The 25,276-nt window shown below is 72.8% G+C and carries 23 protein-coding genes; 5 read left to right on the plus strand and 18 right to left on the minus strand.

The genetic code is table 11. The features are described from left to right. Positions 1–37: 37 nt before the first annotated feature. Positions 38–1,372 carry a PAS domain-containing protein gene (locus tag ACWGSR_RS18685; RefSeq protein WP_376232525.1) on the minus strand — a complete coding sequence of 445 codons (1,335 nt, stop codon included), beginning with the start codon at positions 1,370–1,372 and terminating at the stop codon, positions 38–40. Between the two features lie 400 nt (positions 1,373–1,772). Further along, positions 1,773–2,402: a pyridoxamine 5'-phosphate oxidase gene (gene pdxH, locus ACWGSR_RS18690; protein ID WP_376232569.1), complete on the minus strand. Its 630-nt coding sequence runs from the start codon at positions 2,400–2,402 to the stop codon at positions 1,773–1,775. Between the two features lie 275 nt (positions 2,403–2,677). Here pdxH and ACWGSR_RS18695 point away from each other — a divergent pair, with 275 nt between their 5' ends. Next, a complete protein-coding gene (locus tag ACWGSR_RS18695; protein WP_030208616.1) occupies positions 2,678–3,778 on the plus strand; it encodes a citrate synthase 2 in 1,101 nt (366 codons plus the stop codon). Here ACWGSR_RS18695 and ACWGSR_RS18700 read toward each other — a convergent pair. The 4 genes from ACWGSR_RS18700 to ACWGSR_RS18715 all read right to left on the minus strand — a co-directional run bounded on the left by ACWGSR_RS18700 (position 3,757) and on the right by ACWGSR_RS18715 (position 8,135). After that, positions 3,757–4,800: an isopenicillin N synthase family dioxygenase gene (locus ACWGSR_RS18700; protein ID WP_376232527.1), complete on the minus strand. Its 1,044-nt coding sequence runs from the start codon at positions 4,798–4,800 to the stop codon at positions 3,757–3,759. The genes ACWGSR_RS18695 and ACWGSR_RS18700 overlap by 22 nt on opposite strands. 460 nt (positions 4,801–5,260) lie before the next feature. Then, complete coding sequence (locus ACWGSR_RS18705) at positions 5,261–5,839, minus strand: TetR/AcrR family transcriptional regulator (protein WP_376232529.1); 579 nt, start codon at positions 5,837–5,839, stop codon at positions 5,261–5,263. After that, positions 5,827–6,552, minus strand: coding sequence for an enoyl-CoA hydratase family protein (locus ACWGSR_RS18710; RefSeq protein WP_376232530.1), 726 nt, complete (start codon positions 6,550–6,552; stop codon positions 5,827–5,829). The genes ACWGSR_RS18705 and ACWGSR_RS18710 overlap by 13 nt, the downstream gene beginning before the upstream one ends. Beyond that, complete coding sequence (locus tag ACWGSR_RS18715) at positions 6,549–8,135, minus strand: AMP-binding protein (protein WP_376232532.1); 1,587 nt, start codon at positions 8,133–8,135, stop codon at positions 6,549–6,551. Before ACWGSR_RS18715 ends, ACWGSR_RS18710 begins: the two co-directional genes overlap by 4 nt. Before the next feature lie 223 nt (positions 8,136–8,358). Here ACWGSR_RS18715 and ACWGSR_RS18720 point away from each other — a divergent pair, with 223 nt between their 5' ends. Continuing rightward, positions 8,359–8,589 (plus strand): hypothetical protein, encoded by a 231-nt coding sequence (locus ACWGSR_RS18720; RefSeq protein ID WP_453567562.1) that lies wholly within the window; start codon positions 8,359–8,361, stop codon positions 8,587–8,589. Between the two features lie 9 nt (positions 8,590–8,598). After that, positions 8,599–9,405, plus strand: a complete 807-nt coding sequence (locus ACWGSR_RS18725) for a sporulation protein (RefSeq protein ID WP_453567564.1) — start codon at positions 8,599–8,601, stop codon at positions 9,403–9,405. Between the two features lie 64 nt (positions 9,406–9,469). On the opposite strand, the gene ACWGSR_RS18730 is transcribed toward ACWGSR_RS18725, so the two are convergent. The 10 genes from ACWGSR_RS18730 to ACWGSR_RS18775 all read right to left on the minus strand — a co-directional run bounded on the left by ACWGSR_RS18730 (position 9,470) and on the right by ACWGSR_RS18775 (position 19,813). Next, a complete protein-coding gene (locus tag ACWGSR_RS18730; protein WP_453567566.1) occupies positions 9,470–10,603 on the minus strand; it encodes an acyl-CoA dehydrogenase family protein in 1,134 nt (377 codons plus the stop codon). Further along, complete coding sequence (locus tag ACWGSR_RS18735; protein ID WP_453567568.1) at positions 10,600–12,546, minus strand: ATP-binding protein; 1,947 nt, start codon at positions 12,544–12,546, stop codon at positions 10,600–10,602. The genes ACWGSR_RS18730 and ACWGSR_RS18735 overlap by 4 nt, the downstream gene beginning before the upstream one ends. An 8-nt stretch (positions 12,547–12,554) precedes the next feature. After that, the gene (locus ACWGSR_RS18740) at positions 12,555–14,159 is read right to left on the minus strand and encodes an acyl-CoA carboxylase subunit beta (RefSeq protein ID WP_453567570.1); all 1,605 of its coding nucleotides are present in this window, start codon (positions 14,157–14,159) and stop codon (positions 12,555–12,557) included. A 46-nt stretch (positions 14,160–14,205) separates the two neighbouring features. Further along, the gene (locus ACWGSR_RS18745) at positions 14,206–15,906 is read right to left on the minus strand and encodes an acyclic terpene utilization AtuA family protein (protein ID WP_453567572.1); all 1,701 of its coding nucleotides are present in this window, start codon (positions 15,904–15,906) and stop codon (positions 14,206–14,208) included. Next, entirely contained in the window at positions 15,906–16,706 is an 801-nt protein-coding gene (locus ACWGSR_RS18750) for a TIGR03084 family metal-binding protein (protein ID WP_376232544.1), read from the minus strand. The genes ACWGSR_RS18745 and ACWGSR_RS18750 overlap by 1 nt, the downstream gene beginning before the upstream one ends. Before the next feature lie 240 nt (positions 16,707–16,946). Then, on the minus strand, positions 16,947–17,366 hold the full coding sequence (locus ACWGSR_RS18755; RefSeq protein ID WP_376232545.1) for a hypothetical protein: 420 nt from the start codon (positions 17,364–17,366) through the stop codon (positions 16,947–16,949). 85 nt (positions 17,367–17,451) lie between these two features. Beyond that, positions 17,452–18,273, minus strand: a complete 822-nt coding sequence (locus ACWGSR_RS18760; protein WP_453567574.1) for an aminoglycoside phosphotransferase — start codon at positions 18,271–18,273, stop codon at positions 17,452–17,454. 109 nt (positions 18,274–18,382) lie between these two features. Further along, on the minus strand, positions 18,383–18,520 hold the full coding sequence (locus ACWGSR_RS18765) for a hypothetical protein (protein WP_453567576.1): 138 nt from the start codon (positions 18,518–18,520) through the stop codon (positions 18,383–18,385). After that, positions 18,517–19,590: a radical SAM protein gene (locus ACWGSR_RS18770; RefSeq protein WP_453567578.1), complete on the minus strand. Its 1,074-nt coding sequence runs from the start codon at positions 19,588–19,590 to the stop codon at positions 18,517–18,519. The genes ACWGSR_RS18765 and ACWGSR_RS18770 overlap by 4 nt, the downstream gene beginning before the upstream one ends. Then, a complete protein-coding gene (locus ACWGSR_RS18775; protein ID WP_453567580.1) occupies positions 19,508–19,813 on the minus strand; it encodes a hypothetical protein in 306 nt (101 codons plus the stop codon). The genes ACWGSR_RS18770 and ACWGSR_RS18775 overlap by 83 nt, the downstream gene beginning before the upstream one ends. A 340-nt stretch (positions 19,814–20,153) precedes the next feature. Between ACWGSR_RS18775 and ACWGSR_RS18780 the strand changes: the two genes are divergently transcribed. After that, positions 20,154–21,500: a hypothetical protein gene (locus ACWGSR_RS18780; RefSeq protein ID WP_453567582.1), complete on the plus strand. Its 1,347-nt coding sequence runs from the start codon at positions 20,154–20,156 to the stop codon at positions 21,498–21,500. On the opposite strand, the gene ACWGSR_RS18785 is transcribed toward ACWGSR_RS18780, so the two are convergent. After that, complete coding sequence (locus ACWGSR_RS18785; RefSeq protein ID WP_453567584.1) at positions 21,478–22,011, minus strand: NUDIX hydrolase; 534 nt, start codon at positions 22,009–22,011, stop codon at positions 21,478–21,480. The two genes, ACWGSR_RS18780 and ACWGSR_RS18785, sit on opposite strands and share 23 nt — an antisense overlap. A 200-nt stretch (positions 22,012–22,211) precedes the next feature. On the opposite strand from ACWGSR_RS18785, the gene ACWGSR_RS18790 reads away from it, so the two are divergent. Further along, positions 22,212–22,655, plus strand: coding sequence for a hypothetical protein (locus ACWGSR_RS18790; RefSeq protein ID WP_453567586.1), 444 nt, complete (start codon positions 22,212–22,214; stop codon positions 22,653–22,655). A 190-nt stretch (positions 22,656–22,845) separates the two neighbouring features. Here ACWGSR_RS18790 and ACWGSR_RS18795 read toward each other — a convergent pair whose 3' ends face one another. Further along, entirely contained in the window at positions 22,846–25,203 is a 2,358-nt protein-coding gene (locus ACWGSR_RS18795; protein ID WP_453567588.1) for an excinuclease ABC subunit UvrA, read from the minus strand. Positions 25,204–25,276 lie beyond the last annotated feature (73 nt).

Below are 25,276 nucleotides of genomic sequence, written 5' to 3' on the forward strand. Positions count from 1 at the left end.
GGTACGGCGGCCCGGCATGCCGGGCCGGTGGGGCGGGTCAGTACGCCGGGGGCCCGTCCCCGAGCGCCAGGAACGACGCGACCCCCGTCGCCACCGACTCCGCGAAGACCGCGTCCTCGCGCTCGAAGGCCGGGCGGCAGGCGGCCCGCAGGAAGGTGAGGACGCCCAGGGTCCGGGCCCGGGAGCGCAGCACCACGCACAGGGCGTGCGCCGCGTCGCCGGGCCACTGGTGGGCCTCCGCCCACACCTCGGCGGTACGGCCCGCGCTCGCCCGGACCGTGCCCGTCCGGTCCCAGGCCTGGAGCGCCGGGTGCCTCGGCCCGTACCGCAGCGGGATGCCGCCGCCCACGGGCGGGGAGGACGGGCCGGGGGCGGTCGCCGGGACGGCCAGGGCCCGGGTCAGACGGCGGTCGCCCGCCACCCGGTCCACCAGGGCGTGGTCCGCGAACCCGGCGAGCGAGAACTCCAGGAGGACCGCCGCCGCCTCCGCCGGGTCCTCGCACTCGGCCGCCGCCGCGCCCGCCCGGTGGAGCTGGCTCCACCGGAACCGCAGCCGGTCCGCCTCGCGCGCCGCGAGCCGCTCCTCGGTCACGTCCTGGAACAGCCAGGCGACCCCCAGCGGCACCGCCGCCTCCGTCATCGGGGACGCGAGCCGCAGGAAGCCGCTGCGCCAGCAGCGCCGCCGCTCCCCCGAGGGCGTCCGCAGCGTCACCCACACCTCGGCGGGCGCGGGCGGGGTGCCCTCCGCCAGGACGTGCTGGAAGGCGGCCTCCAGCTCCTCGGCCCCGTGCACGACGACGTCGCCGAGCGGGCGCCCGAGCAGGGTCGTGCGCCCGGCCCCGAAGGACCGGGCCGCGTGGGCGTTGACCATGGCGGGGCGCAGGTCGGCGTCGACCAGGACGACGCCCCAGGAGGCGTCGTCGAACAGGGCCTCGCTGAGGGCGACCGAACGCTCCAGGTCGAGCTGGACGTGGACCTCGCTGAACGCGCAGTACACCCCGGCCGGCGCGCCGTCCGCACCCCGCATCCCGGCCGCCTGGCTCCGCACGAGCACCCGCCCGCCGTCCTTGCGGAACAGCGTGAACTCGTGGACCTGCCGTCCGGCCCCCTTCATGGCCCCCATCAGGCGCCCCAGGGTCTCCTCGGCGTCCGCGCTCCGCGCCGCCCACCCCTCGAACCCGCGCCGCCCGACGGCCTCCCCGGCGGACCACCCGAGGATCCGCTCGGCCTCCCGGTTCCAGTGCGTGACCGTCCCGTCGGCGTCGAAGGCGCAGAGCGCCGCGTCCATCCCGTCGAGCAGCGCGGCCAACAGATCGGCCCCCGCCCCGGGAACGGAAGCGGCCTCACTCGTGGACTCCGCGAAAGCACTCACCCGACACCCCCCATGCTGTGAACCATTCAACTGGAACGTGACGCAGAGCACATCACCTTCGTCCACATTGTTTCCTGCCGGAAACGAACGGGAGTGAGCGAACGAGCCCCTCGGACGGCGTTCCGATGGCGCGAACAAATCCCTTGAAGCGTGCCGGGGCGGTGCCTAGGGTGGGGGTACACGCGAAAGGAGGTGATCCGGAAAAATGGTTTCTTTTCGGACTCGTGAGGTGACTGCGGGCTAAGGCCTGCCGTCGCACTCTGTGCACCTCGGCAGGCCAGTCTGCCGAAGACCAACGCAGTCACCCGACCCGTGAGTCGCCGGTCAGTCCGGCCGGCTCCTGTCCGAACCTAGGCGGACGGGACCAAGGCTCACGGGTCGTCTGCGTTTTCGCTCCCGGTCAGGGGGCCAGGCGTTCCACGCGCCAGGTGTCGTCCGGCTCTCGGACGTAGCGCAAGCGGTCGTGGAGGCGGTTCTCGTGGCCCTGCCAGAACTCGACCGCGTCCGGGACGACCCGGACGCCGCCCCAGTGCGGCGGGACCGGGACCCGGGCGTCCTCGGGGTAGCGGGCCGCCAGTTCGTCGTAGCGGGCGAGCAGCTCCTCGCGGGAGGCGATCACCGAGGACTGGGGACTGGCCCAGGCGCCGAGCCGGGAGCCGTGCGGGCGGGTGCGGAAGTACGCCACCGTCTCGTCGCGCCCGACGCGCTCGGCGCGGCCCGTGACGACGACCTGGCGGGCCGCCGGGTGCCAGGGGAAGAGCAGCGAGGCGTACGGGTTGGCCGCCAGCTCCCGGCCCTTGCGGGAGTCGTAGTTGGTGAAGAAGACGAACCCCGCCCCGTCGTAGTGCTTGAGCAGGACCGTCCGGGAGGACGGGCGGCCGTCGGGGGTCGCGGTGGAGACCACCATCGCGTTCGGCTCGTGGATCGCCGGGTCCTCCGCCGCCTCCTTGAACCAGCGGGTGAACTGCGCGACCGGCTCGGGCGCGAGGTCGGCCGGGGAGAGTTCCGTGGTGCGGTACTGCTCGCGCATGTCGGCGGGGTCCGGGACCCCGCCGGCCGCCGGACGGGTCGCCGGGCGGTGCGTGGGATCGTCGCTCGCGGAATCGGTCACGGGGCCATTCTGCGGCAGCGGGCCAGTCTGCCCGGCACCGGAGGGCCCTAATCCTTCCCCGCCGGATCGGCGGAGTGTGCCGGATGTCACGCTTCCCCGCATCATCGGAACCGTACAGACTCTTCGGCTGGATGACTGTTGATTCCCGCCATCGATCAACCCACTTGATCGATCATCGATAGAGGAGCCGCCTGATGTCCGACTTCGTACCCGGGCTTGAGGGAGTCGTCGCGTTCGAGACGGAGATCGCCGAACCCGACAAGGAGGGCGGCGCCCTCCGCTACCGCGGCGTCGACATCGAGGACCTCGTCGGCCACGTCTCGTTCGGCAACGTCTGGGGCCTGCTCGTCGACGGCGCCTTCAACCCCGGCCTGCCCGCCGCCGAGCCGTTCCCGATCCCCGTCCACTCCGGCGACATCCGCGTCGACGTGCAGTCCGCGCTCGCGATGCTCGCGCCCGTCTGGGGCCTCAAACCGCTCCTCGACATCTCGCCCGAGCAGGCCCGCGACGACCTCGCCCGCGCCGCCGTCATGGCCCTCTCGTACGTCGCGCAGTCCGCGCGCGGCCAGGGCCTCCCGATGGTCCCGCAGAGCGAGATCGACAAGGCGCAGTCCATCGTCGAGCGGTTCATGATCCGCTGGCGCGGCGAGCCCGACCCGAAGCACGTCAAGGCCGTCGACGCCTACTGGACCTCCGCCGCCGAGCACGGCATGAACGCCTCCACGTTCACCGCCCGCGTCATCGCCTCCACCGGCGCCGACGTGGCCGCCGCGCTCTCCGGCGCCGTCGGCGCCATGTCCGGCCCGCTGCACGGCGGCGCGCCCTCCCGCGTCCTCGGCATGATCGAGGAGATCGAGCGGACCGGCGACGCCACCGCGTACGTCAAGCAGGCCCTCGACAAGGGCGAGCGGCTCATGGGCTTCGGCCACCGCGTCTACCGCGCCGAGGACCCCCGCGCCCGCGTGCTCCGCCGTACCGCCAAGGAGCTGGCCGCGCCGCGCTTCGAGGTCGCCGAGGCCCTGGAGAAGGCCGCCCTGGAGGAGCTGCACAACCGGCGCCCCGACCGCGTCCTGGCGACCAACGTGGAGTTCTGGGCGGCCATCGTCCTCGACTTCGCCGAGGTCCCGGCGCACATGTTCACCTCGATGTTCTCCTGTGCGCGCACGGCCGGCTGGTCGGCGCACATCCTGGAGCAGAAGCGCACCGGCCGCCTGGTCCGCCCCTCGGCCCGCTACACGGGTCCCGGCCGCCGGGACCCGCGCGACATCGAGGGTTACGCCGACATCGCCGGCTGACCCTCCGGGTGCAGCAGGAGCTCCGCGTGGTGGCGGGCCGCCACCGACGGGTGGGCGCGGAGCTTCCCCTTCAGGGCGTTGCGCCCGTACTCCGCGAACAGCGGGTTCGACGGGTCCGTGGTGATGCCCGGGGCCGTGGAGGCGTGCGGGAAGTCCAGCGGGGCGATCCGGGCGTCGAGCCGCGGGTTGTAGAAGAACGGGACGGAGAACCGTTCCGTCGCACCGGGCGGGGAGACCACCCGGTGGTTGGTGGCGATCAGGTAGCCGTTCGTGGCCACTTCGAGCAGCTCGCCCAGGTTGACGACGAACGCGCCCGGCAGCGGCGGCACGTCGTGGAAGTTCCCGTCCTCCCGCTGCACCTGGAGCCCGCCCACCTGGTCCTGGAGCAGCAGGGTCAGGAAGCCGTAGTCCTTGTGGGCGCCCACGCCCTGCTCGTCGCCCTCGCCGCTGCTGCCCGGGTAGCGCACCAGCTTGAGCTGCGGGTGGGCGTGCGGGCCGAAGATGTCGTCGTAGAAGTCCTCGGGCGCGCCGATCGAGGCGAGCAGCTCGTGCAGCAGGCGCTCGGCGACGCCGCTGAGGCGGTCGATCCAGTGCAGGGCGGCGGTGCGCAGCTCGGGCAGGGCCTCGGGCCACTGGTTGGGGCCTTCGAGCCACCAGTACGGGGCCTCCCAGGGCGCGGGGGCGTGCGCGGGGCGCTCGGCGCCGATGTCCAGCTGGTCGCGCCAGTCCCGGGCGCCCCGGGTCCGCTCGTCGCCGATGCGGGTGTAGCCGCGGAAGTGCGGCGAGTTCACGTTGTCGAGGGCGAGCCGGTCGGCCTCGGGCAGCGCGAAGAAGGCGCGCATGGCGGAGGTGAGGGCCTCGGTCTCGGCCTCGGTCACCCCGTGCCCGACGAGCTGGAAGAAGCCCACGTCGTGGGCGGCCGAGTGGAGCTGGGCGTGGAGCAGCCTCCGGGCCTGCGGGCCGCGGTCGGCGGCGGAGAGGTCCACGATGGGGAGCTGCGAGGAGTACGAGCTGCTGGTCATGAGGTGTCCGCGGGGTCTACGGGTGCCCGGGGCGGCCGCCGGGGGTGGGGCGGGTGCCGCGGGTGCCGGTCTGCTGGGGCTCGGTGACGGACCCGGAGGGGTGGGTGGAGTGGTACCCCGGAAGGTCTGGGAGGCCGCGAGGGCCGGGGCCGGGGGTCCTGGGCGGAGGGCCCGGACCGGGGCGGCCGTGGAGGTCAGACGGAGCGTCGACAGCTCATGCTCGTGACGCGGACGAAGTCCACGTGGCGACGGCGTACGAGCGGAGGCATGCGAACAGAATACTGCGAGGGCCCCAGGAGGGATGTGGCGCGGGTCACGTATCGGGACGCTCTTCCTGATCCGGGCGCTCCTCCCGGTCGGGGCGCTCCTCACGGCCCGGGCGCTCCTCCCGGCCCGGACGCTCTTCCCGGCCCGGGCGCTCCTCCCGGCCCGGGCGCTCCTCCCGGTCGGGGCCGTACCGCTACGCCAGCGCCTCGTTCACCAGCCGTGCCCACTGGGTGACCACCCGTTCGCGGCGGGCGCGGTCGTCGGTGAGGAGGGTCGCGAGGCCGAGGCCGCGGGCCATGTCCAGGAGTCCCTGGACGGTCTCGCGGACGCCGGGGCGGGTCTCGTCGGCGCCGAGGACCTCGACGGCGATGCGGTGGGACTCGCGGCCGACGCGGGCCTCCAGCTCGGTGACGCGGGCGCGGAGCTGCTCCTCGCCGGTGGCGGCGACCCAGAGGTGGAGGGCGGCCCGGAAGAGGGGGCCGGTGTAGAGGTCCACGAGGGCGGCGACGGCCGCCGCGCGGTCGTCGGAGGGCAGTGCCCGCAGCGCCTGGGAGCGCTCCTCGGCGACGTACTCGACGGCGGCCGTGAAGAGGTCCTCGCGGGTGGGGAAGTGGTGCTGGGCGGCGCCCCGGGAGACGCCGGCCCGTTCCGCCACCACGGAGACCGTCGAGCCCGCCCAGCCGTGCTCGGCCAGACAGGACACGGCGGCCTCCAGGAGCCGCTGCCGGGTGGCGCGGCTCCTGTCCTGCTTGGGTGCGGTCACAGCCGCCATGCGGGGTCCCGTCGTTCGAGGAAGGCCGTCATCCCTTCGCGCGCCTCGGCGGAGGCGAAGAGCGTGGCCGACCTCTGCACCAGGTCCTCCGCGTCGCTCTCGAAGGTCTCCAGGACTTTAGCGGTGACCAGCCGTTTCGACTCCCGCAGGCCCTGCGGGGAGGCCGCGCGCAGGGCGTCGAGGATGCCGTCGAGGGCGTCGTCGCCCGCCGTCACCAGGCCCATGGCGACGGCCTCCGGCACGCCGAACCGCTCGCCCGTCAGGTAGTAGCGGGCCGCCGCGCGCGGTTCCAGCCGGGGCAGGAGGGTCAGGGAGATGACGGCGGGCGCGACCCCGATCCGCACCTCCGTGAGGGCGAAGTCCGCCCCCTCCCCCGCCACCACCACGTCGCACGCGCCGAGCAGGCCGAGGCCGCCCGCGCGCGCGTGGCCGGTGACCCGGCCGACGACGGGCTTCGGCAGCTCGACGATCCGCCGGAGCAGGGCCACGAAGTCGTACGGGCTCGGGGGCGCCTTCAGGTCGGCGCCCGCGCTGAAGGTGGCGCCGGCGTGGTCGAGGACCACGGCCCGTACGCCCGGGTCCTTGCCGCACGCGGCGAGCGCGTCGGCGAGTTCGCCGACGAGGGCGGCGGAGAGGGCGTTGCGGGTGGCGGGCGAGTTCAGCGTGAGGGTGGTGACGCCCCGTTCCTCGGACGTGGTGACGAGTGTGGTCATGCGCGTTCCCTCAGTTCCCTTCGGAGGATCTTCCCGGACGCGGCCCGGGGGACGGTGTCGACGAACTCCACGTCGCGGACCTTCTTGTACGGGGAGACGCGCGCGGCGACGTGCGCGACGACCTCCTCGGCGGTGAGGCCGGGCGCGGAGGGCTGGCGGACGACGAAGGCCTTGGGCACCTCGGTGCCCTCGGCGTCGGTGACGCCGATGACGGCGGCGTCGGCGATGCCCTCGTGGGTGAGGAGCAGCGCCTCCAGTTCGGCGGGGGCGACCTGGAAGCCCTTGTACTTGATGAGTTCCTTGACGCGGTCGACGACGAAGAGCCAGCCGTCGTCGTCGACGCGTCCGACGTCCCCGGTGTGGACCCAGCCGTCGGCGTCGATCATGGCGGCGGTGGCGTCGGGGCGGCCCAGGTAGCCCTTCATGACCTGGGGTCCGCGGATGGCGATCTCGCCCTCCTCGCCGGGCGCGGCGTCCTTCGCGGGGTCGTCGAGGGAGAGGATCCGCATCTCGGTGGAGGGCAGGAGCCTGCCGACGGTGCCGGGCGGGGGCGTCTCGGCGTCGAGCGGGACGACGTGGGTGCCCGGGGACAGCTCGGTCATGCCGTACGCCTGCCGGACCGGCGGGAGTCCGAGCCGCTTGGAGCAGGCCTCGGCGAGGGCGGCGTCGAGCGGGGCGGCGGCGCTGACGATGTACTCCAGGGAGGACAGGTCGTAGTCGGCGACGGCCGGGTGCTTGGCGAGGGCGAGGACGATCGGCGGGGCGACGTACAGGCCGTTGATGCGGTGTTCCTGGATGGCGCGCAGGAAGGTGTCGAGCTCGAAGCGGGGCTGGACGACGACGGTGGCGCCCTGGCGGAGGGGCGCGTTCATGAGGGCGGTGAGCCCGTAGATGTGGAAGAAGGGCAGGACGGCGAGGATCCGGTCGCCCGGTCCCATCGGGATGAACGGTTCCAGCTGGGCGAGGTTGGTGGCGATCGAGGTGTGCGTCAGCATCACACCCTTGGGTACCCCGGTCGTGCCGGACGAATACGGGAGGGCGGCGACGTCCTCGTCGGGGTCGACCTCGATGTCGGGGACGGGTCCGGTGGAGGCGAGGAAGGCCTGGAGGGAGCGGACCGCCTCGCCCTCCGGGGGCTGGTCGCAGAGGAATATCTCCTCGATCCCGCCCGCGAGTTCGGCCGCCGCGCGGGCGGCGGGGAGCAGGGGCGAGACGGTGACGATCCAGCGGGCGGAGGAGTCGCGGAGCTGCTTGGCGAACTCGGCGGGGGTGGCGAGCGGGTGGACGGTGGTGACGGACGCGCCGGCGCGGGTGGCCGCGTAGAAGGCGACGGGGAAGAGCACGGTGTTGGGGCTGTGCAGGGCGAGCACGTCGCCCTTGCGGACGCCGGCCTCGGCGAGCCCGGCGGCGACGAGCCGGTGGAAGGCGTCGACCTGGGCGTACGTGAGGGTGAGCGCGCCCTCCGCGCCGGAGCCGTCGACGAGGGCCGGGGCGTCCCCGTACCCGGCGGCGCGGCCGAGGACCGCGTCGTGGATGGGGAGCGAGACGGTCCGGACGTCCTCGTACGCGCTGTGGAACACCATGTGTGACCCCCTGGAGAGGTGGAAGGTGAGCGACAGGATCGCGGGTGGGGCGGCGACTTGGGGAGACCTTGTCAGTACCCCGTAGAACAATCAAGCACGCATGCATGATTTCGGGGCGGTCTTCCGTGCCCGGGCATACGGGGCAGCCGGTACGGCCCCGAACCGAAGCGCGGGGCCGTACCGGAACCGGCCCCTACCGCCCCGCAGGGGCAGCGCGGAAGACTTGCGTGCGCCCGTCCCGTACCGCGCCGACCAGCGCACCGAGGGCGCCGGCAGGGGCGGGGCCGTCGGCCTGGCGGTGCACTGCGCGAAGGACGCGCCGGGGGACGTGTCCGTCGCCCGGGGAACGGCGTTCGCTGCGCACCTGCGGCGCGACGGCCTCCACGACGCCCTGGTGGAGCCGGGCGGGCACACGTTCGAACTTCCGCCCCCACCAAGGTCAACAGCCGGTTAGCCTGCCCACATGGTCTTCAAACGTCTTCTCGGCATGGGCGGCATACCGCTCGAAATCGACACCCTCGTCCAGACCGAGCCCGCGCTGCCCGGCGGCATCCTGAGCGGAGAAGTCGTGCTGCGCGCCCCCGACCGGCGCATCGAGGTGAAGTCGATCTATCTGCGGCTCGTCACCGACGCGCCGGTGGCCCACAAGGGCGACGGCGACGGCGACAGCGGTGACACCTTCGACTACCCGAGCGTGAGCGGCTACTTCACCCTGGAGAAGGGCGAGGAGAAGCGTCTCCGCATCCGCCACCGGCTCAAGTGGGAGACCCCGCTGAGCGAGGTGAAGGGACAGAAGCTCGGGGTCCACCTCGGCCTGCACACCGAGGTCGAGGCCGAGGGCGTCAAGGCCCAGACGGACGACGACCTCGTGCACATCACCGCACTGCCGCTCCACGAGGCCGTCCTCGACGCCTTCGCCGCCGAGGGGTACGCCCTGCGGACCTCGCGCGTCCACAGCGGGAACATCCCCCGCACCGAGTACCACGTCTACCGGACGCAGGGGTTCCTGCTCGTCGACGAACAGGGCTCCGGGCAGGACCGCCCCGAGGAGCTGGAACTGCACTTCCACACCAACGCGGTCGGCTGCGAGATCTTCCTCCGCAAGGCCCGGATCGGCGAGCGCTACTGGAAGCGGAAGCCGCCGGCGCGCCGCTACGTCGCCGCCCATCACGAGGTCGGCCGGGTGGACTTCGGCGAGGCCGTCCGCCGCTGGATCGGCGAGGTCGACCTCCTGGGCGACAGCCACCCCGCCGACGACGACGAGGACTGACCGTTCCCGTTCCCGCGGGCCGTGACGGCAGGACCACCCCGGCCCGCGGGAGCCCTCACCCGCCTCAGTACGACTTCGGCAGCCCCAGCGTCTGGTGGGACACGTAGTTGAGGATCATCTCGCGGCTGACCGGGGCGATCCGGGCCACCCGGGCCGCCGTGATCAGGCGCGCGAGGCCGAACTCCTTGGTGAGGCCGTTGCCGCCGAGGGTGTGGACGGCCTGGTCGACGGCCTTCACGCAGGCCTCGGCGGCGGCGTACTTGGCCATGTTCGCGGCCTCGCCCGCGCCGAAGTCGTCGCCCGCGTCGTAGAGCTGCGCCGCCTTCGCCATCATCAGGCGGGCCAGCTCCAGCTCGATGTGCGCCTGGGCCAGGGGGTGGGCGACGGCCTGGTGGGCGCCGATCGGGGCCTTCCAGACCTGGCGCTCCTTCGCGTACTTCACGGCCTGCGCGAGCGCGTACCGGCCCATGCCGATCGCGAACGCGGCCGTCATGATCCGCTCCGGGTTGAGCCCCGCGAAGAGCTGGAGGAGGCCCGCGTCCTCGTCGCCCACGAGCGCGTCCTCCGGCAGGCGCACGTCGTCCAGGGTCAGCTCGAACTGCTTCTCGTCCGCGTCGAGTTCCATCTCGATGTGACGGCGCCCGAAGCCGGGGGCGTCGCGCGGCACGATGAAGAGACAGGGCTTGAGCTTCCCCGTGCGCGCGTCCGACGTGCGGCCCACGATCAGGGTCGCGTCCGCGATGTCCACGCCCGAGACGAAGACCTTCCGGCCGTTGAGGACCCAGCCCTCCTCCGTGCGGGTCGCCGTGGTCGTGATGCGGTGCGAGTTCGACCCGGCGTCGGGCTCGGTGATGCCGAACGCCATCGTCTTCGTGCCGTCCGCGAGCCCCGGCAGCCAGGCCCGCTTCTGCTCCTCCGTGCCGAAGCGGGAGATGACCGTGCCGCAGATCGCGGGCGACACCACCATCATCAGGAGCGGCGCGCCGGCCGCGCCCGCCTCCTCCAGGACGATCGACAGCTCGGCCATGCCGCCGCCCCCGCCGCCGTGCTCCTCGGGCAGGTTCACGCCCAGGTAGCCGAGCTTCCCGGCCTCGGCCCACAGCCCGGCCCGGTCGAAGCCGGGGCCGTGGCGGTGGCCGAGCGCGGAGACGGCGGCGCGGAGCGCGGTGAGCTCTTCGGTCTCGATCATGGTGCTCATGCGGACGGGTCCTCCTGTGCATCGGTCGGTACGGATGCCTGTGCGTGTACGACGGCGAGCAGGGCGCCGACCTCGACCTGGCGGCCGGGGGCGGCGTGGAGCGCGGTGAGCGTGCCGGAGGCGGGAGCGGTGACGCGGTGCTCCATCTTCATGGCCTCCAGCCAGAGGAGCGGCTGCCCGGCGGTGACCGGGTCGCCGACGGCGAGGCCGTCCGCGACGCGGACGACGGTGCCGGGCATGGGGGCGAGCAGGGAGCCGGGCGCGGTCTGCTCGCGGGGGTCGGTGAAGCGGGGGCGGGCGGCGAGGCGGTGCGGGCCCGCGTGGACCGTTCCGTCCTCGTAGGCCGTCACGTCGAAGTGGCGTACGACTCCGGCCGTTTCGAGGCTCACCCGGTCCGGGGCCGCCGCCACGACCCGTACCCCTTCCGGCGCCGTGACCTCGTAACCGCCGTCCCGCGTCGGCCGGTAGCGGACCTCGTGGTCCCCGCCCGTCACCTCGTCCGTCCCCCCGCCCGTACCCCCGTGCTCCCCGTACGTCCGCGTCTCGTCCTGCGAGCGGAGGTTCCGCCAGCCGCCGCCGAAGCGGCCCCGGCGGGCGGACGCGGCGGCGAGGGCGGCGGCGACGGCCGCGAGCTCCCCGCCCCCGGGGGCGGTGGTGAGGGCGGGCAGGTTGCGGTCGTAGAAGCCGGTGTCGAGGCGGTCCGCCGTCGCGTACTCCGGGTGGCGGAGGGAGGCGACGAGCAGGTCCCGGTTGGTGACCGGGCCGTGGATCCGGGCCCGCTCCAGGGTGCGGGCGAGCTTGCGGACGGCCTCGGCGCGGGTGGCGGCGTGGACGGTGACCTTGGCGATCATCGGGTCGTAGTGGACGCCGATCGCGTCCCCCGAGGCGTAGCCGGTGTCGAGCCGGACCCCCTCCGGTACGTCGAAGAGGCGCAGGGCGCCCGTCTGCGGGGCCCAGCCCCGGGCCGGGTCCTCCGCGTAGAGCCGGGCCTCGATCGCGTGGCCGCGCGGGGCCGGGGTCTCCGGCGGCAGCTTCCCGCCCTCGGCGACGGAGAGCTGGAGGGCGACGAGGTCGACCCCGTACACCTCCTCCGTGACGGGGTGCTCGACCTGGAGGCGGGTGTTCATCTCCAGGAAGTGCGCCCGGCCGTCCGCGACGAGGAACTCGACCGTGCCCGCGCCGACGTAACCGACGGCCTTGGCGGCGCGGACGGCCGTGTCCAGGAGGGAGGCCTCCAGGGCGGCGGGCAGGCCGGGCGCAGGGGCCTCCTCGATCACCTTCTGGTGGCGGCGCTGGAGGGAGCAGTCGCGGGTGCCGAGCGCCCAGACCGTGCCGTGCGCGTCGCAGAGGAGCTGCACCTCGACGTGGCGCCCGTCCTCCACGTACGGCTCGACGAAGACCTCGCCGTCCCCGAAGGCGCTCGCCGCCTCCGCCGACGCCGACTCCAACTCTCCTGCCAGGTCTGCCAGTTCGCGCACGATCCGCATGCCCCGGCCGCCGCCGCCCGCCGCCGCCTTCACCAGGACGGGCAGGTCGGACTCCGTGACCCGGGCCGGATCCAGGGGCTCGATGCCGAGGAGTTCCTTGGCGCGGGTCTTCGAGGCCATGGCCTCGATCGCGGCCGGGGGCGGGCCGATCCAGACGAGCCCGGCGTCGATGACCGCACGGGCGAAGCCGGCGTTCTCGGAGAGGAAGCCGTAGCCGGGGTGGACGGCGTCCGCGCCCGCCGCGAGGGCCGCCTTCACGATCAGGTCGCCGCGCAGGTACGTCTCCGAGGGCGCGGCCCCCGGCAGCCGTACCGCCGCGTCGGCCTCCCTGACGTGCAGGGCGTCGGCGTCCGCGTCCGAGTACACGGCGACGGTGGAGATGCCCAGCTCACGGCAGGTGCGGAAGACGCGGCAGGCGATCTCGCCCCGGTTCGCGACCAACAGCCTGGAGATCATGACTCGCCTCACATTCGGAAGACGCCGAAGCCGCCGCGCGCGCCCTCGACCGGTGCCGTGTGGATCGCGGAGAGGCACAGCCCGAGGACCGTGCGGGTGTCGCGGGGGTCGACGACCCCGTCGTCGTAGAGCCGTCCGGAGAGGAACATCGGCAGCGACTCGGACTCGATCTGCGCCTCGACGAGCGCCCGCAGTCCGGCGTCGGCCTCGTCGTCGTACGGCTGCCCCTTCGCGGCGGCGGAGGCCCGCGCCACGATCGACAGGACGCCCGCGAGCTGCTGCGGGCCCATGACGGCGGACTTGGCGCTGGGCCAGGCGAAGAGGAAGCGGGGGTCGTAGGCCCGGCCGCACATGCCGTAGTGCCCGGCGCCGTAGCTCGCGCCCATGAGGACGGACAGGTGCGGGACCTTGGAGTTCGAGACGGCGTTGATCATCATCGCGCCGTGCTTGATGATGCCGCCCTGCTCGTACTCCTTGCCGACCATGTAGCCGGTGGTGTTGTGCAGGAAGACCAGCGGAACGTCCCGCTGGTTGGCGAGCTGGATGAACTGGGCCGCCTTCTGCGACTCGGGCCCGAAGAGGACGCCCTGCGCGTTGGCGAGGATGCCGACCGGGTAGCCGTGCAGGGACGCCCAGCCGGTGACCAGGCTCGGCCCGTACAGCGGCTTGAACTCGTCGAAGTCCGAGCCGTCGACGATCCGGGCGATCACCTCGCGCGGGTCGAACGGGGTCTTGAGGTCGCCGGGGACGATCCCGAGGAGTTCTTCCCCGTCGTACTTGGGCGGCTCGACGAAGGCCGGGTCCGGATCCGGGTGCGCCTTGCGGTGGTTGAGGCGGGCGACGATCCGGCGGGCCTGGCGGAGCGCGTCGGCCTCGTCCACGGCGTAGTGGTCGGCGAGGCCGGAGGTCCGGGCGTGCATCTCGGCGCCGCCGAGGGACTCGTCGTCGCTCTCCTCGCCCGTCGCCATCTTCACCAGGGGCGGTCCGCCGAGGAAGACCTTCGACCGCTCCTTGATCATGACGGCGTGGTCGGACATGCCGGGGACGTACGCGCCGCCGGCCGTCGAGTTGCCGAAGACGACCGCGATCGTGGGGATCCCGGCGGCGGAGAGCCGGGTGAGGTCGCGGAAGAGCGCCCCGCCCGGGATGAAGATCTCCTTCTGGGAGGGCAGGTCGGCGCCGCCGGACTCGACGAGGGAGACGACGGGGAGGCGGTTGGCGTACGCGATCTCGTTGGCGCGCAGGGCCTTCTTCAGGGTCCACGGGTTGGAGGCGCCGCCGCGCACGGTCGGGTCGTTGGCGGTGATCAGGCACTCGACGCCCTCGATCACCCCGATCCCGGTGATCAGGGAGGCCCCTACGGTGTAGTCGCTGCCCCAGGCGGCGAGCGGCGACAGCTCCAGGAAGGGGCTGTCGGGGTCGATCAGCAGCTCGATCCGCTCGCGGGCGAGCATCTTGCCGCGCTTCCGGTGCCGGGCCGTGTACTTCTCGCCGCCGCCCGCGAGGGCCTTGGCGTGCTCGGCGTCGAGGGCGGCGAGCTTGTCGAGCATGGCGGCGCGGGCGTCGGCGTAGTCGGGTCCGCCGGTGTCGAGGGCGGAGGCGAGGACGGTCACGGGGATTCCTCTCGGGGGACGTGACGAGGTACGGGGCGGGCGAAGGTCACAGCAGCCCTTCCGGTACGTCGATCTCGCGCGAGCGCAGCCACTCGCCGAGGGCCTTGGCCTGGGGGTCGAAGCGGGCCTGGGAGGCGACGCCCTCGCCGAGGATCCCGGCGACGGTGAAGTTGAGGGCCCGCAGGTTCGGCAGGACGTGCCGGACGACGGGCAGGTCCGCCGTCTCGGGCAGCAGCGCGCGGAACCGTTCGACGGTGAGGGCGTGGACGAGCCAGCGCCACTCCTCCTCCGTGCGCACCCACACGCCCACGTTGGCGTCGCCGCCCTTGTCGCCGCTGCGGGCCCCGGCGATCCGGCCGAGGGGAACGCGGCGGACGGGCCCGTCGGCCGGCGGCGGCTCCGGAAGCTCCGGCTCGGGTACGGGTTCCAGGGCGCGGGTCCGTACCGGTACGGGAATCCCCTGACGGGTCCCGTCGGGGAGCACCGCCGTGTGCGGGACCTCGGCGGCGTCCACGTACACGGTCTCGAAGACCCCGTAGGGGGAACCCTTGCCCGGCGGGGCGGTGACGTGGAAGCCGGGGTAGCTGGCGAGGGCCAGTTCGATGGCGGCCCCCGTCAGGGTGCGGCCGACGGCGTCGGGGCCGGGGTCGCGGACGACGAGCCGCAGCAGGGCGCTCGCGGTCTCCTCGGTGGCGGCGTCGGGCCGGTCGGTGCGGGCCAGCTCCCAGCGCACCTCGGCGGGGCGGGACGCGCCCCGGGCGAAGGCGTCCTCGATCTGGTCCCGCACGAGCGCGGCCTTGGCCTCGACGTCGAGGCCGGTGAGGACGAAGACGACCTCGTTGCGGAAGCCGCCGAGGCGGCTGAGCCCGGCCTTGAGGGTGGGCGGCGGGGCCTCGCCCCGGACGCCCTCGATCCGGACCCGGTCGGGGGCCTCCCGCGTGAGCCGTACGGTGTCGAGCCGCGCGGTCACGTCGGGCCCGGCGTACCGGGCGCCCGCCGTCTCGTAGAGGAGCTGGGCCGTGACCGTGCCGACGTCGACGAGGCCGCCGGTGCCGGGGTGCTTGGTGACGACGCAGGAGCCGTCGTCGTGCAGTTCGGCGACGGGGAAGCCGGGGCGGCGCAGGAGGGCGGGGTCGTGGTCGTGGAAGAAGGCGTAGTTGCCGCCGGTGGCCTGGGTGCCGCACTCCAGGACGTGCCCGGCGACGACCGCGCCCGCGAGCCGGTCGTACTCCTCCGGGCCCCAGCCGAAGTGCCACTGCGCGGGCCCGGTGACGAGGGCGGCGTCGGTGACGCGGCCGGTGACGACGACGTCGGCGCCCGCGGCGAGGCAGGCGGCGATGCCGGCGCCGCCGAGGTAGGCGTTGGCGGCGAGGGCGCCGTCCCGGGCGGGCAGCCGGTCGCCCTCGACGTGCGCGACCCGTACGGGCAGGCCGAGCTTGTCGGCGAGGGCGCGCAGGGCGTCGGCGAGTCCGGCGGGGTTGAGGCCGCCGGCGTTGGTGACGATCCGGGTCCCGCGCTCGTGGGCGAGGCCGAGGCCCTCCTCCATCTGGCGCAGGAAGGTCTTCGCGTACCCGGCGGCCGGGTCCTTGAGCTGGTCGCGGCCGAGGATGAGCATGGTCAGCTCGGCGAGGTAGTCGCCGGTGAGGACGTGCAGCTCACCGCCGGGGCCGCCGCCGGTGAGCATCTCGCGGACGGCGTCGAAGCGGTCGCCGTAGAAGCCGGAGGCGTTGCCGATGCGGAGGACCACTAGCCCTCCCCGGGCGCGGTGCGGGCCGGGCGCCCCGCTCCCGCGGGTCCGGCGAATGCCTGGGCGATGGTCAGCCAGTGCGCGGCGTCGAGGCCGTGGGCGACGAGGGCTGTGTCGTCCCGGTGGGCGCGCTGGGTGACGAGGAGGCAGAAGTCGAGGGCGGGCCCGGTGACCTTCTGGGCGGCGCCCTCGGGCCCGTACGCCCACAACTCCCCTCCGGGCGATACGAGTTCCACGCGGAAGGGTTCGGCGGGGGGCTGCTCGCCCCGGACGAAGTAGGCGTAGTCGCGGGCGCGGTGGCCGATCCAGGCGACGTGCCGGAGGCGGGCGGTCGGGGCGCGGACGACCCCGAGGGCGTCGGCGACGTCCTGGCCGTGCGCCCAGGTCTCCATCAGCCGGGCGGTGGCCAGGGCCGAGGCGCTCATCGGCGGCCCGTACCAGGGGAAGCGGGTGCCGGGCGGGGCGGTGCGCAGGGCCTCCTGGAGCCGCGCGCGGTCGGCGCGCCAGCGGGCGAGCAGTTCGGCGGGCGGCAGCGCCGCCCCCTCCTCGGCGCCCTCGTCGACGAAGCGGTCGGGGGCGACGAGGGCCTTCTCCGTCTCGGCGGCGAAGGCCTCGGCGTCGGTGGCGGCGAGGAGGGCGGCCCGGTCGGTCCAGGCGAGGTGGGCGATCTGATGGGCGATCGTCCAGCCGGGGGCGGGGGTCGGAGCCTCCCACTGCTCCTTGCTCAACTCACCGACGAGACGGTCGAGTTCTTCGCTCTCGTCGCGCAGGTCGTCGAGGAGGACGACGGGGTCGGACACGGTGCGCTCCCCTCGGGGACGGGCGGTCCCGGTCACGGGCCTTCGCGGAGGAGCATGGCAGCGGGGAAAGAAACAAGCAAGCGTGCTTGCTTTAGTTTTGGAAAGAGCTTGGGGAAGAGGGAGGGCTCGGGGAAGAGGCGGGGCTGGGGGGGAGAGGGAGAGCTCGGGGAAGAGGTGGGGCTCGGGGAAGAGGCGGGGCTCGGGGAAGAGGCGGGGCTCGGGGAAGAGGCGGAGGCGCGGCTACACCCGGTGCCGCCGTATCAGCGAGGCGAACGCGGTGACGCCGACGACGAGGAGGAGGGAGTCCAGGGGGAGGATCGCGCCGGGCCGGTCGTCGATCGAGCCGATGCCGTTCCCGACGGCGACGACCCACCCGACGGTCCCCACCAGCACCATCGGGCCGACCTTCCGCTCCCCGGTGATCCGCATGCCGAGCCAGAGGACCAGCGGCATGAGCAGGAACGTGTTGATGAGGGCCGAGGTGAACGCCTGGTCGGAGGAGTACCCGGGCCCGGCCCCGAGCGTGGCGGAGGCCTGGGCGGCGAGCGACAGATAGAGCGTGTCGGACAGGACCAGATGGGACGCCGCGACGCCGATCGACGAGACGATCAGCGCTTTGAGCAGGCGGGGGGCGGCGGGGGTGGGTGCGGGTGATGCCATGCCGCCTGACTATACGCACTGTGTATACACAGGGTGCATAGACCCCTGGACGCAGGCCACGGCCCACCCGAGTGGAGAGTCCGGTTCAGCCAGTCCTGCGGTGCACGTGCCAGGTGGTGGCGGCAGTCGCGAGGCGCAGGGTCCACGGGTCGGGATCGGCGTTGCCGATCTCGGACCAGACGTTGGCGTTGGCGGCGGCGAAGGCGGTGACGCCCTCGGTCGGGGCGGTGTGCCAGGAGGGGATTTCGGCGGCCCAGTGCTCGGCGGAAGCGGGGGCGTGACCGGCGGCGATGAGCCAGATGACCCAGTAGCCGGCGTCGAGCCAGGCCGCTCCACGGGTCGCCCAGGCCCAGTCGACCAGGCGGGCCCGATCGCCCTGGAGAGCGTGATCGTCGACGAGGACGTTGGCGTTGTTCAGGTCGGTGTGGAGCAGGTGGGTCCCGGCGAAGAAGCGGAGGTCGTCGCGGTGGGCGGCGTAGTGCTCCAAACGCTGCTCGGCGTGACGCAGTTCGATGCCGGAGCAGGAGGTCTCGCCGAGGCGGCGCAGGAGGGAGGCGACTTCGGGGAGGTCGGGGGAGCCGGGGGCGTAGTCGGCGTGGTGGCCTCCGAGGACTTCGAAACCGAGGAGGTCCCAGCCGGCGGCCTCGACGCGCCAGCGGAGGGCAGGGGCCAGGCCGGTGAGGAAGGGGGCGACGGCGGCCTCCCGGCGTTGAGTCCAGGCGCGGGGGTGATCGGTGCGCAGCCCCTTGATGTGCCAGGTGCCCGTGGCAGAGGTGACGCGGGCGGCGATCTCGCTGTTGAAGCCCTCAGAGATCTCCTCGACCGTGAGGAGGGGGCCGGTGTGCTCTTCGACGGCGGCGCGAGCGGCGGGCGGCAGTCGGTCGAGGCCGATGCGGATGGTCGCCATGGGGCTTCACTCTTCCACGGGGGCGGGTGCGGGCGTGAGCGGGCAGTGGTGCGGGGGCTTCGGACGGAAGAACGTCCGGGAGCCCCCGCGGTTCTGTGCGACCGGTCGTCTACCGGTACGGGTTGTCGTCGTTGCAGCCCGGGACGGCCCCTTCGGACAGCACCTCCAGGTCGTCCAGGAGGATCACTCCCCCGGGCTCCTCCAGGGCCGGCGGCCGGGGGCCGATCTCCACCGTGACAGCGGTCATGGCGCTTCCTCGCTTCCGTGTTGGCAGTAGGTGTTCAGTGGTGCCTTCGCCTCCTGGTAGGCCTTGGCGAGCGGTCGGCAGACCCGGCAGGTGCCGGAGAGCCGACAGCCGCCGCAGCCACCGGTGCGAAGCATTTGGGCATCGGCGATGCCGGGCAGACGGAGGAGCCCGTCCAGGCCCTCGGACATGAGGTCGACGGGGTTCTCGCGGCCGACCTTGCACATGGTCGCCAGGCCGTGCGGGTCGACGTGGAAGAAGGTGTGGCCGGCGGGGCAGCCCCTGAAGATGCTGGTCTTGTCCAGGAAGCCGGGGGCCTGCGCGGCCAGCGGTTCGGGCGTGCCGGTGTACGTGGGGGAGATCGTGCCGTACTCCTGGCGGCCCGCCCCGTACCGCTCGGCGAGAGCGCGCATGGCGTCCAGCTCATGGGCGTTGTGCCGGGTGATGATCAGTGCCAGTTCCAGCGCGATGCCGGCCTCGCGCGCCGCGACGAGCCCCTTCTCGACCAGCTTGAACGCCCCCGGCTTGCGGGTGAGCGAGTCGAAGCTGTCCGGGGTCGCCCCGTAGAGGGAGACGGTCACCTTGTGCGGTGGCAGGTCGCGCAGGAGGCCGATGATCTCGGGGCGGTGGAGCCGGGAGCCGTTGGTCAGGATCTCGATCAGCATCCCGGAGCGGTGAGCGAGGGTGTACGCGTCCACGAAGTCCCGGTCGATCAGCGGCTCGCCACCGGTGAACTGGAGCCACAGCACCCCGGCGTCCCGCAGCAGGTTCAGGAGCCGGACCTTGTCCGGCCAGGGCAGCCCCTCGAACTTCCGCTCCGCGAGGTAGCAGTGCTCGCAGTTGAAGTTGCAGCCCTTGTTGATCTCGTACGTGGCCCGGCCGTAGCCGAGGCCGGTACCGGAGCGTACGAGGACGGCGTCCGGGTGATGCGCATGCCGCCCCTGGAGCCGGGGCGGGCGATCAGGAACGTTCCGTTGTACGGGCTCGCGATCAGCTGGTGCACGGGGTCTCCTCCGAGGCGTCTTCCCAGGTGTGCTGTTTGGCGTGGCCGGCGAACAGACAGCAGCCCTCACCGTCGGGCCCCGGGGCGGCCACCGGGCAGTCCGGCAGCACGACGAGCTCCGCCTCGCCCGTCCCGCACCAGCGGAGCCACACTGCGGTCCCGTACGGGCCGGTGTCGCTGAGGAGGCCGAAGTGGTCACCGTCGTCGTGCGCGGGCAGTTGGCACTGCACCGCCCCGTCGACGTGATCGACGCCCCGCTTCTCCCGGGCTTCTCGCACCAGGTCCAGGGACAACCGGCTCCAGTGAACGCACCGCATCACGACACCGCCCGGAGGAATGCGGCGGAGTCCCGCTCCGCACATCGGCGACAGGCGCACGGCGGGAAGCGGCCGGGGTTGTCCGGGAGCACCGGATCGTCGCCCACCCGCACCTCCGTGAGAGGCCCCCACGTCCGGCCGGAGTCGCGCGAGACCCGCAGCGTCATCCGTACGTCATCCTGTCCGTTCGCCATGACCAGGAGCATCGCGATCCGGGCAGTGACCCAGAAAGGCCAAGCGGGTTACCCAACGTGGGTAACATCACCCACGGTTGACGAAGAGCAGCGATCCGTAGTCCTCATGCCGGAGCGTGCCGATGCCCGAGCCATCTCGCTCGAAAGAACTCCCCGTCAGCCTGCTCACGGATCCAGTGATGATCGAGGCATGCCGGGCCAGGGACTTCGGCCGCGTCTTTCAGCTGGTCAAGACGAGGGCAGGCATCTACCCGTCGATGATCGCGCGACGCTGTGACCTGACCCCCAGCCGTGTCGGCGAGGTGATCGACGGCCGTCGGCAGCTGCTGCACATGGACGTGATCGAGCGCATCTCGGACGGCCTGCGCATCCCCGGACACATGCTCGGCCTGGCCCGGCGCACATGGGAGACACCGCAGAACCTGGCCGCCACACCACGAGAGCCCGCCGAGGCGACACCGCCCATGGACGCGCAGTTGGCCGCAGGTCTGCCAGGAACGGACGTGGACAGCATCCTCGCCCTGGCGGCCGAACGGGACCTCAGCCCGTCGACGCTGAACGCGCTGCACTCGTCGATCACGGACTACTGGCGCCGGGACGACGAACACGGCGGCGAGACCTTACGGCCGGCGGTCGTCGGACAGCTCCACTACGTCGTCGGCCTCCTCAAGGAGGAGCGCTCCTCACCCATGCGGGACGGCCTGCACGGCATCGCCGCCGAGCTGGCCCGGCTCACCGGGTGGACGTACTTCGACGCCCGCCGGTACCACCAGGCGCGGGCCTACTTCACCGAGGCCCTCGGCCTGGCCAAGGCGGTCGACGACCACCGGTTCATGGCCAACGTGCTCGCCTGCATGAGCCTCCAGGCCACCTACCAGGACAAGCCGGGAGACGCCCTCGCCCTGGTCGCGGCAGCTCAGGACCAGGCCCGGGCCGCAGTGGGGACGACGCCGCGCGTCCTGGCCATGCTCGCGATGCGCGAAGCCTTCGCCCACGCCACCCTCGGGAACCGCAGCGCCACCCACACCGCGATCTCGGAAGCCCACACCCACTTCGGACGGATCGGCCCCGGCGACCCGGACCCGGCATGGGTGGCGTACTTCGACGAGACGAAGCTGGTCGTGGACACCGGCATCGCACACGGCCGCCTGGGCGAAGCCGTCCTCGCCGAGCCCCTGATCGCGGACGCCTTACGCCGGGAACACGCGACGAACCACCGGGGCCGCGCCTTCCACGCCTTCTGGCTCGCCCGCACCCAGCTCCAGCGCGGCAAGCTCGACGAGGCGTGCCATACGGCGATGGACGCCCTGGTCCCGGCGGCGGCCGTCAGCTCACAACGAGTCGCCGGCCATCTCCGCGAGTTCTACGAGCAACTGGAACCCTTCCGCCGGGAACCCGTCGCGGTGGCGTTCGAGTCCCGGCTCCGGGAAGCGCTGCCCCGCCAGGTCAGCGGATCGCCTCGTCCATGAGCACGTAGAGGAGCCCGACGAGGGAGCCGCTGCTGACGATCTCCCGCCGGTCGATCATGCCCCGCACGTCGGCCAGCGGGATCCACTCGACCCGGTCCGACTCGTTCTTCTCGGTCGGCGGTCCCTCGTACGTCGCCCCCTCGGCCCGGAAGACGTGGTGCTGGGAGTCGGTGATGCCGTTGGCCGGCTCGGCGTAGATCAACGGCCTGATCGGTCCTGGCCGCCAGCCCGTCTCCTCCAGTACCTCGCGCGCGGCCGCTTCGGCGGGGGTCTCGCCCACCTCGACCAGGCCCATCGGCAGCTCCCACGCCCAGGCGTCCGTGATGAAGCGGTGCCGCCACATCATCAGAACCTCGCGCCGCTCGTTGACCACAGCGGCCACGGCCAGGTGCCGGAGCTTGACGACGTGGTGCTCCCAGCGGTTCCCGTCCGGGGTCTCGATGTCGGTGAGCCACACGTTCACCCATGCGTTCTCGTAGATCGGACGTTCCCCGTGGATCTTCCACTGCATCGCTGCGGCCCCTCTCGATCAGCCTCCAGCATCGCAGAACCACCTCTGGATTCCGCTAGGTTCAGCCAGATTTTGTGTCAGGGTGACGAATACTGGCGCTTCTGCTTCTCCAGCTCTCTTGTCTCTTGGCCCGTGTTCTGTCAGTGGCCGCTGTTAGCGTCCGGCCGTTCTGGAAGAGCTGTGTGGAGAGGGGCCGCCCTATGGGCGCGTCGGGGTGGGACTACTCGGTGCCGTATCAGGAGGATCTCGTCGGGGCGTTCGATGCGCTGCGGAGGAAGGTCTTCGAGGAGCGGGACTACTACTGGGGTCCGGGCGGCGACTGGCGGCCGGAGGAGGAGCGGCTGCCGTGGCCCGAGACCGAGGAGGAGCTGTGGGAGCACGAGCTCGTGCAGCACGACGGGACTCACTCGATCCTCGACATCTTCCAGATCATCGGGCCGGACGAGGAACCGGATTACTCCACGATGAAGCAGGTGACCGAAGAAGAGGCGCTGCGTGTCCTGGGCACGCGGAAGCTCACCCGGGCGCATGTGCCGAGGTTCGGGGAGTTCGACCACTGGCGTTGGTACGGGCGGTGCGCCGTGCTCCACGACGACCAAGGGGAGCCGCGGGAAATCCACTTCTGGGGTTTCTCCGGCGACTGAGTCGGCCCAGTGGACCAGGTGTGGACCGACCGGGGAGACAATGGGCCCGAAGAGCGGGGAACGAGCAGGTCAGGCGTGTACGCCAGGCTTTCCGCGGCACCCTCTCGAAAACCGTCGTGGACGCGGTGTTCGGGGCGTGCGCCGACCGCCATCGCGTCGGCTCCTTTCGGGGGTACGGCGCCGCACACCCTCACCCTTTCGCCGCCTCCGCCAGAGCCCGCCCCGTCAACGAGTCATCCCGCCCCGCCAGTTCGATCGGCGGCCCCGCGAAGAGCAGGCGGCCGCCGTCCGCGCCCGCGCCCGGGCCGATGTCGATGACGTGGTCGGCCCGGGCGACGACGCGGAGGTTGTGCTCGACCACGACGAGGGTCGCGCCCGCGTCCACGAGGTCGGCGAAGAGCACGTCGAGCCGTTCCACGTCACTGGGGTGCAGACCGGTCGTCGGCTCGTCGAGGACGATCCGCTCCTCGGCGAAGCCGGAGCCGGAGCCGGAGCCGAAACCGGAGGCGGAGCCGGAGCCGCTTCCCCCTCCGGGTCCGGAAGCGGCGGCGCTGAGGTGCCGGGCCAGCAGCAGCCGCTGCTTCTCGCCGCCGGAGAGGGTGTCGAGCGACTGCCCGACGGCGGTGTAGCCGAGCCCGACGCGCTCCAGCCACCGCATCGGCCCCGCGATGCCGGGGCGGTCGGCGAAGAGGTCGGCCACGGGTCCCGCCGGCATCCTCAGGACGTCGGCGATCGTGTGGCCGTCCAGCTCCGCCTTCAGGGTCGTGGGGTTGAAGCGTTCGCCCCCGCAGGCGTCGCAGGGGGTGGCGACGTCGTCCAGGAAGGCGAGTTCGGTGGTGATGTGGCCCTTGCCCCGGCAGGCGGGGCAGGCGCCCTTGGAGTTGAAGCTGAACCAGGACGGTTCGAGCCCGGACGCGGCGGCGAACGCCTCGCGCACGCCGTCGGCGACGCCGAGGACGCTCAGCGACATCGACCGCACGCCGCCGCGCAGCGGATCCTGCCCGACCACGGTGAACTCACGGTGCTGGCGCGGGAGTTCGTCGACGGCGAAGGAGCTCTTGCCGGAGCCGGCGACGCCCGTGACGGCGGTGAGGGCGCCGATCGGGACGTCGACGTCGAAGCCGGTGAGGTTGTGCGCGGAGGCGCGCTCGACCCGGACCCGGCCGCGCGGCTCGCGGACCTCGCGCCGCAGCTCCAGGGGCGTCGAGAGCAGCCGCCCCGTGATCGTGTCGCTCGCCCGCAGCTCCTCCGGCGTCCCCTCGAACCGTACGAGACCGCCCTCCGACCCCGCTCCCGGCCCCATGTCGACGACGTGGTCGGCGACGCGGATCACCTGGGGGTGGTGCTCCACGACGAGGACGGTGTTGCCGGCGTCGCGCAGCTTCAGCAGGAGCTGGTTGAGGCGCTGCACGTCGGCGGGGTGGAGACCGGTGGAGGGCTCGTCGAAGACGTAGGTGATGTCGGTGAGGGCGCTGCCGAGGTGCCGGACGATCTTCACGCGCTGCGCCTCGCCGCCCGAGAGCGTCGAGGACTCGCGGTCGAGCGAGAGGTAGCCGAGCCCGACCGAGAGCAGCGCGTCCAGGGTGTGGCGGACGCCGGCGAGGGCGGGGGCCACACGCGGATCGTCGAAGTCCCCCAGTACACGGCGGAGTTCGGCCACCGACATCGCCGACCAGTCCACGATCGAACGCCCGTCGACGAGGCTGGCGCGGGCGGGCCCGTTCAGGCGCGCGCCGCCGCAGGCGGGACAGACGCGGTGCGTGGTGAGGCGCTCCAGCTCCTCGTGGACCTGCGGCGAGATCTTGGCCGGGCGGTTCTTCACGTACACGTCGCGCATCCGGGTGACGACGCCGTCGAAGCGGGCGGTCTTGGGGAAGCTCGGGTCCGGGTTCGGCAGCTTCAGCTGCTCGGCGTAGAGGAAGAGGTTCCTCTCCTCCTCCGTGTAGTCCTTCAGCGGCTTCTTCCGGTCGAAGAGGCCGGAGTGGGCGAAGCGCTTCCAGCGGTAGACCCCGGGCCGGAACTGGCTGAACCGCACGGGCCCCTCGTCGATGTTCTTCTCGGGGTCGATCAGCTCGTCGACGTCGATGTCGACGACGGTGCCGAGGCCCTCGCAGTCGGGGCACATGCCCGAGGGGTCGTTGAAGGAGTACGCGGGCGAGTACCCGGCGGAGGGCTCGCCGATCCGGGAGAACACGAGCCGGAGCAGCGGGGCGATGTCGGAGGCCGTGGCGACGGTGGACCGGGCGTTCCCGGTGAAGCGGCGCTGGTCGATGATGGCGGTGAAGGTGAGCCCGCTCATCGACTGCACCTCGGGCGCCGGCATGTGCGGGAGCCGGTTGCGCACGAAGGAGGGGTACGAGTCGTTCACGAGGCGCTGCGCCTCGGCCGCGACGGTGTCGAGCACGAGCGAGGACTTGCCGGACCCGGAGACGCCGGTGACGACCGTCAGGGCCTTCTTGGGCAGGTCGACGGTGACGTTCCTGAGGTTGTTGGCGGCCGCTCCCACGACACGGATGACGGATTCGTCTGCGACGTTGCGGGCGTTCATGGGCGCCATCATGGTGCGGCGGGGGGCCGGGGAGGGGCGCCACGCGCGCGGTGCGGCGAGGACGGCGAGGAAA

This window comes from Streptomyces sp. NPDC055632 (assembly GCF_053618675.1).

Coding starts and splice junctions, on each gene's coding strand:
- ACWGSR_RS18755 (WP_376232545.1), bottom strand. CDS start 17,366: ATGGCATCACCCGCACCCACCCCCGCCGCCCCCCGCCTGCTCAAAGCG.
- ACWGSR_RS18760 (WP_453567574.1), bottom strand. CDS start 18,273: ATGGCGACCATCCGCATCGGCCTCGACCGACTGCCGCCCGCCGCTCGC.
- ACWGSR_RS18735 (WP_453567568.1), bottom strand. CDS start 12,546: ATGATCTCCAGGCTGTTGGTCGCGAACCGGGGCGAGATCGCCTGCCGC.
- ACWGSR_RS18710 (WP_376232530.1), bottom strand. CDS start 6,552: ATGACCACACTCGTCACCACGTCCGAGGAACGGGGCGTCACCACCCTC.
- ACWGSR_RS18725 (WP_453567564.1), top strand. CDS start 8,599: ATGGTCTTCAAACGTCTTCTCGGCATGGGCGGCATACCGCTCGAAATC.
- pdxH (WP_376232569.1), bottom strand. CDS start 2,402: ATGCGCGAGCAGTACCGCACCACGGAACTCTCCCCGGCCGACCTCGCG.
- ACWGSR_RS18780 (WP_453567582.1), top strand. CDS start 20,154: ATGCCCGAGCCATCTCGCTCGAAAGAACTCCCCGTCAGCCTGCTCACG.
- ACWGSR_RS18765 (WP_453567576.1), bottom strand. CDS start 18,520: ATGACCGCTGTCACGGTGGAGATCGGCCCCCGGCCGCCGGCCCTGGAG.
- ACWGSR_RS18715 (WP_376232532.1), bottom strand. CDS start 8,135: ATGGTGTTCCACAGCGCGTACGAGGACGTCCGGACCGTCTCGCTCCCC.
- ACWGSR_RS18700 (WP_376232527.1), bottom strand. CDS start 4,800: ATGACCAGCAGCTCGTACTCCTCGCAGCTCCCCATCGTGGACCTCTCC.
- ACWGSR_RS18695 (WP_030208616.1), top strand. CDS start 2,678: ATGTCCGACTTCGTACCCGGGCTTGAGGGAGTCGTCGCGTTCGAGACG.
- ACWGSR_RS18730 (WP_453567566.1), bottom strand. CDS start 10,603: ATGAGCACCATGATCGAGACCGAAGAGCTCACCGCGCTCCGCGCCGCC.
- ACWGSR_RS18795 (WP_453567588.1), bottom strand. CDS start 25,203: ATGAACGCCCGCAACGTCGCAGACGAATCCGTCATCCGTGTCGTGGGA.
- ACWGSR_RS18705 (WP_376232529.1), bottom strand. CDS start 5,839: ATGGCGGCTGTGACCGCACCCAAGCAGGACAGGAGCCGCGCCACCCGG.
- ACWGSR_RS18785 (WP_453567584.1), bottom strand. CDS start 22,011: ATGCAGTGGAAGATCCACGGGGAACGTCCGATCTACGAGAACGCATGG.
- ACWGSR_RS18790 (WP_453567586.1), top strand. CDS start 22,212: ATGGGCGCGTCGGGGTGGGACTACTCGGTGCCGTATCAGGAGGATCTC.